Source organism: Micromonospora orduensis, assembly GCF_006228125.1.
Lineage (GTDB): Bacteria > Actinomycetota > Actinomycetes > Mycobacteriales > Micromonosporaceae > Micromonospora > Micromonospora orduensis.
The window spans coordinates 1-4964 of the sequence record NZ_VDFY01000292.1 but is presented as its reverse complement, the minus strand read 5'-3'; the positions used below and the strand labels follow the sequence as shown (position 1 = coordinate 4964).

The following is a 4964-nucleotide window of genomic DNA, read 5'->3' as shown; positions in this document are numbered from 1 at the left end:
TCGCCGGCCGCGGACGGACCGGCGACGGCGGTCGCGCTCGCGACCGCCGCCGCGGCGGGCCGGCCTGGGCGTCCTCGTGGCGGCATGAGGCTGCGAAACATCGGTGACCCTCCTGGGTGGATGGTGGTGGAGGTCCGCCCGGCGTCCCCCGACCGCCCGACATTGATCTGCATGATGCAGCACCGGACAGCCCGCTGCAAGACGACAATCGAACACCGAAAAGATACGACTGTAAGATCGCAAGAAATCGACGATAGGTGAGTTGAGGTGTCGCGCGTCGCCTGCGCCCGGACGGCCCGCGGCCGGCGTACGCTGGGCCGCGTGGATCAAGAAGACCGGATCGCACTGTTCCTCGACTACGAGAACCTCGCGCTCGGGGCGCGCGACCACCGTGGCGGCGCGGACTTCGACTTCCGGCCGATCGCGGACGCGCTGGCCGAGCGGGGGCGGGTGGTGGTACGCCGGGCGTACGCCGACTGGTCGTACTTCGACGAGGACCGCCGGATGCTCACCCGGTCACACGTCGAGCTGATCGAGATTCCGCAGCGGATGGGCGCGTCCCGCAAGAACGCGGCGGACATCAAGATGGCAGTCGACGCGATCGAGTTGGCGTTCGAGCGCGACTACATCTCCACCTTCGTCATCTGTAGCGGTGACAGTGACTTCACGCCGCTGGTGCACAAGCTGCGCGAGCTGAACAAGCGGGTCATCGGGGTCGGGGTCGAGGGGTCGACGTCGGCGCTGCTGCCCCCGGCCTGCGACGAGTTCCTCTACTACGACCGGCTGGAGGGCGTCGACATCCCGCCGGCCCGCGGCCGACGCGCCCGCCCCACCGGTCGCCAGGTCGGCCCGGACCAGCGTCCGTCCGAGCCGGAGCGGCAGCACGAGCCGGAGCCCGAGGTGGATCGCCGCCCCGCCGGGGAGGAGCCCGGCCGCGACGTGGACGCCCTCGCCGTGCAGGTCGCCCAGACGGTGGCCGGGTTGCAGGGCAGCGCCAACGGCGAGGTCACCGCCTCCCGACTCAAGCGCACCCTGCTGCGCAAGGACCCGACGTTCAGCGAGTCCGACTACGGCTTCCGCACCTTCGGCGAGCTGCTGCGCCACCTCGCCGAGCGCAACGTGGTCGAGTTGGCCGAGGGCCCCGCGAAGGGTGACCCGGAGGTCTCGCTGCCCGAGCACGGCGACCGGGAGGTGGCGTTCGGCCTGCTCCGGGGCGTCGTGGCGGACCTGGGCAGCGGCGGCAACCCGGTGGCCCTGTCCGGCCTGAAGAACCAGGTGCGCCGGGCACGCCCCGACTTCAGCGAGAAGAAGCTCGGCTACCGCAGCTTCCTTCAGTTCTGCAAGGCCGCCGCCACCGCCGGCGTGCTCGACCTGCGGTGGAGCCCCGAGGCCGACGACTACCTCCTGACCACCCAGTCCTGACCGCCCGGTCGCGTCGTTCACCACGGTGACGGGTCCGACGTGCTCCTGATCTGCAAGTCAGGAGGGGAAGATCCGCCGTTGTGGTTTCGAACTGTCAACGCTTGGCCCGAAATACGCCTGGAATGCGGCTCTTGCCCTGGTCTGAGCCTTCCTGCGCCGTACCCTCGGCGCGGGAATTGCTATACGGTCGGCGAATGAAGGTCGAGGAGCATTGGTGGAACGGAGACACGACCCCGCGCGGGCGCCGGGACGTGTACATCCGTACTGATGGGCAGGGTTGGGAGGTTCGCGCCCAGATCGGTGGGGCGTCGGGCCGTGAGCGGGTGCAGCAGTGCCCCAGCCGGGCCTCGGCGGCCATCCTCGCCGACGCCTGGCGCGGCACCCACCCATCCTGGCGCGAGCTGAAGCAGCGCTGATCCGGCACCGGGCCGGACCGGCGACGCTCCTGGGCTCCAGCCCGGCGCGCTCGCCGACCGGCCCGGCGCACGGCTTCCGGCCGAAGAATGCGCCCCGAGGCACTGGGATCTTCTTGATCAGGTGATGAGGATTAGTCGTTCGCGGGCTGAATTGACTACTTTTCATCACCTGATCAAGCGATGGCCGCGCTTCCCGTGTCCCCGGCGTCAGGCCGGGTACCCGAGGGGCGTCTGTGCCCGATGGAGGTCGCCCATGTCGCAGGGTCCTGACGAGGAGAACCCCCGGCTCGACGATGAGATTCGGGAGGCTGAGCGTCGGCTCGCGAACCTCACCAACTCGACGGACGACGCACTGACCGACGACGACGCCCGGGTGCCGGACGACGCCCCCTCCGAGCAGGAGACCGACTAGCTAGGCCGTGTCTGTGAATCATCGGAGCCAGAGCGCGATCGCGGCGGTGAGCGGCGTGGTCACGTTTCTCGGGGCTGACGAGCCTGATCCCGCGCTTGCGCAGCGCCCGCCTTGTAGCGGGAGCGGAGTAGGCACGGTCTGCGAGCACGCAGTCCGGCCGCTCGCGCGGACGGCCAGGCCCAGTGCGCTTCACGCTCACCCGGTCCAGCAGCGCCAGCAGTTGCGGATTGTCTCCGGTCTGCCCGTCCCAATCGCCCATTGCTCATCGGTCAGATCGTCTCGCCCGGCCACGAGAGTTCGAGTCACCGATCTGTCTGCTTCGTGAGGCATCCCTATGCGGCAACTAATTCTTCTTGCGTCCCCTGGTTCTCCCGGAAGGATGCCCTGCGTCCCAGCAAGAGCCCCACGGCGGCAGCGAGCACCTGCACACCGCCCGTGGCGGCCAGGACGGGCCCCGCTCCTGCCCAACCGATGACTGCCCCGCCGACCAACAGCCCCAGGGAGGCTCCGCCGGAGTGCATGACGGTCTCGGCCGTGAAGGCCACGCGGCGCTCGGTTCCGGCGGTCTGCTCGCTGATCAACGCGTTGAGCGCCGCGATCCCCCACGGCATCGCCGCCCCGCCCACGGCTGCTACCACCGCGATCAGGACCAGATTCGGCGCGGCCACCGGGAGGGCGACGAATGCGACGCCGAGCACCCCCCAGGACAAGGCCATCGTTTCCATCCGGGGCAGTCGGTCGATGACCACGGGGGCCAGGAACGATGTGGCCACGGAGGCTATGCCGTACCCGCTCATGCCTGCGGCGACCAGAGCGCCCGGCATGCCGAGTTCGACGCCGAGGACGGCCAAGCCCAGGCTGAACCCAAACCAGCAGATTCCACCGACGCCGGCCATGACGATCCCGGCCGCGACCTGCGGGCGGGCACGCAGTACCGCCGTCGCAGACACCGCTGGGCTGCTGTCATCAACCTCAGCAGCGCCATCGGCTATCGGTGCACCTGCCCGCGGCGCCTCTGTCGGCCGTGTGCTCGTGCCGGGGACGGCGAGCATGGCGGCAGCCCCAGCAAGGACGACGGCGGCCTCGCACCACAGGAGCGGCTCGGCTCCCCAGGTGACCACGAGCCAGGCCCCGGCCGGAGGCGCGAAGATCATCGAGACCCGCTGGGCAAGATCCTGCCAAGCCAACCACCGCGCCGCCGACGACCTCCCGCCCTCACGAGCATCGGCGTCGGCGAGGTCGGAAACCAGAGCGCGCTGGGCCGGGCCCAATAACGCACCGGCTACCCCGGTGACCAGCCCGGAAGCGCACAGTGTGAGCGCTCCCACCTGCCCCATCAGCGCGGCCACCGGCACGACCACAAGCCCTACGGCCTGGAGCAGCGTCACCACGGCCAGGGCGCGGCCGCAGGTGAGTCGGTCGCGCAGGCCGCGGCCCCACCAGCCCACGGTCAGCAGCGGCAGACCGGCCATGCCACCCACCAGGCCGGTGGCCCACGCCTGACCCGTCTCGCCCAGAGCCACCAGAGGAAGGGCCACCGCGCTCATGCGGGTAGCAATCCAGGTCAGGAACGTGATGGCGGTCAGGATCAGCAGCGGTCGGCGCATGCCTCGATCTTCAAAGGGCACCTATCTGCCCGGTAGATGGTGACGCGTTCGCCATGCTCATACGCTGAGAGCATGACCTCACGCCTAACGGTCGACGACCTGCAACTGGTAGAGGCTGTGGCACGGCATGGGTCCGTGGGCGCAGCGGCCAAAGAACTACTCATCGCCCAGCCCTCAGCCAGCCGCCGCCTGCTCACCCTGGAACGCCGCCTGAGCACGAAACTGTTCGACCGCGACACCACCGGAGCCCGTGCGACCCCGGCCGGCAGGGAGCTGGCCCGCCACGCCGCCCAGTTGCTGTCCGACCTGGACGCCCTACCGGACCAGGTCCTTGCTGCCGTCGACACCCCCACCCTGGCAGTGGGCACCATCCAGGCACTGAGCCCGATGGTGTTCACCGCTCTGGAAATCGAGCTGGACAGCGTCAGCGTGCGGCCAGAAGTCGATCACGGGCCCGTCCTGCTGCAGCAGGTGCACGAGGGCAGTCTGGACGCGGCGATCATCACGATCGCCCAGCAGGCCGTCATCCCTCGCGGCCTACAGCGCACCATCATCGGCCAGTCACCCCTGGTCATCGTGCTTCCCAAGGGCGCTGCGGATCTGGCCGAGGGATCCCGGCCCTTCGCCGAGCAGACGGTCCTCTACAGCACGATCGACCTGGCGGGTGAACTACTGCATCAGCGGCTGTCCGCGCTCGGAGCCCTCCCACGCCCAGGGGCCACGACCGAGGCCACCCTGCGGATAGCCCGCCACCACCGTTGCCCCGCCCTGGTGCCCGAACTCGTAGCCCGCTGGTACGCCGCCCGCGGAGACCGGCTCGTGCCCTCGCCTATGCCCGGCCAGGTGACTGTGTCCCTGGTAAGCAGACCTCCGCAGCCGTCTGCGCTCACCCGGGCACTGCCCCGGATCACCCAGCGCGTTCTCGGCACCTCCTGGCCCGCGAAACCCCGGGACTCTGCCTTACGTCCTGATTCCCAGGGCTAGGTGTTCTGTGCATAGACGTTGGTGACGGGTCGGATCTTGAACGGGTGAGGACCTCCGGGGTAGGTGTGGAGCTACCAGACAGCCGCACCTGACCCGTGGAGGTCCTCATGGTCCACCGTAACG

General features: G+C 69.6%; 5 protein-coding genes and 1 pseudogene. 4 read left to right on the top strand and 2 right to left on the bottom strand.

The features are described 5' to 3' along the window. Positions 1–321: 321 nt before the first annotated feature. The 3 genes from FHG89_RS31190 to FHG89_RS34055 all read left to right on the top strand — a co-directional run bounded on the left by FHG89_RS31190 (position 322) and on the right by FHG89_RS34055 (position 2250). A complete protein-coding gene (locus FHG89_RS31190) occupies positions 322–1422 on the top strand; it encodes a PIN domain-containing protein (protein ID WP_139587967.1) in 1101 nt (366 codons plus the stop codon). A 194-nt stretch (positions 1423–1616) separates the two neighbouring features. Continuing rightward, entirely contained in the window at positions 1617–1838 is a 222-nt protein-coding gene (locus FHG89_RS31185; RefSeq protein WP_030335934.1) for a hypothetical protein, read from the top strand. A gap of 253 nt (positions 1839–2091) precedes the next feature. Further along, on the top strand, positions 2092–2250 hold the full coding sequence (locus tag FHG89_RS34055; protein WP_244296036.1) for a hypothetical protein: 159 nt from the start codon (positions 2092–2094) through the stop codon (positions 2248–2250). 31 nt (positions 2251–2281) lie between these two features. Here FHG89_RS34055 and FHG89_RS34050 read toward each other — a convergent pair. Together FHG89_RS34050 and FHG89_RS34525 are read right to left on the bottom strand one after the other, a co-directional pair. Then, positions 2282–2494, bottom strand: a pseudogene (locus FHG89_RS34050) (IS5/IS1182 family transposase); the annotation flags it as partial. A gap of 88 nt (positions 2495–2582) precedes the next feature. Next, complete coding sequence (locus FHG89_RS34525) at positions 2583–3146, bottom strand: MFS transporter (protein WP_425280248.1); 564 nt, start codon at positions 3144–3146, stop codon at positions 2583–2585. Positions 3147–3929: 783 nt separating this feature from the next. On the opposite strand from FHG89_RS34525, the gene FHG89_RS31170 reads away from it, so the two are divergent. After that, positions 3930–4841 carry a LysR family transcriptional regulator gene (locus FHG89_RS31170; RefSeq protein ID WP_139587964.1) on the top strand — a complete coding sequence of 304 codons (912 nt, stop codon included), beginning with the start codon at positions 3930–3932 and terminating at the stop codon, positions 4839–4841. The last annotated feature ends 123 nt before the right edge of the window (positions 4842–4964 follow it).

Coding starts and splice junctions, on each gene's coding strand:
- FHG89_RS34055 (WP_244296036.1), top strand. CDS start 2,092: ATGTCGCAGGGTCCTGACGAGGAGAACCCCCGGCTCGACGATGAGATT.
- FHG89_RS31170 (WP_139587964.1), top strand. CDS start 3,930: ATGACCTCACGCCTAACGGTCGACGACCTGCAACTGGTAGAGGCTGTG.
- FHG89_RS34525 (WP_425280248.1), bottom strand. CDS start 3,146: ATGGCCGGCGTCGGTGGAATCTGCTGGTTTGGGTTCAGCCTGGGCTTG.
- FHG89_RS31185 (WP_030335934.1), top strand. CDS start 1,617: ATGAAGGTCGAGGAGCATTGGTGGAACGGAGACACGACCCCGCGCGGG.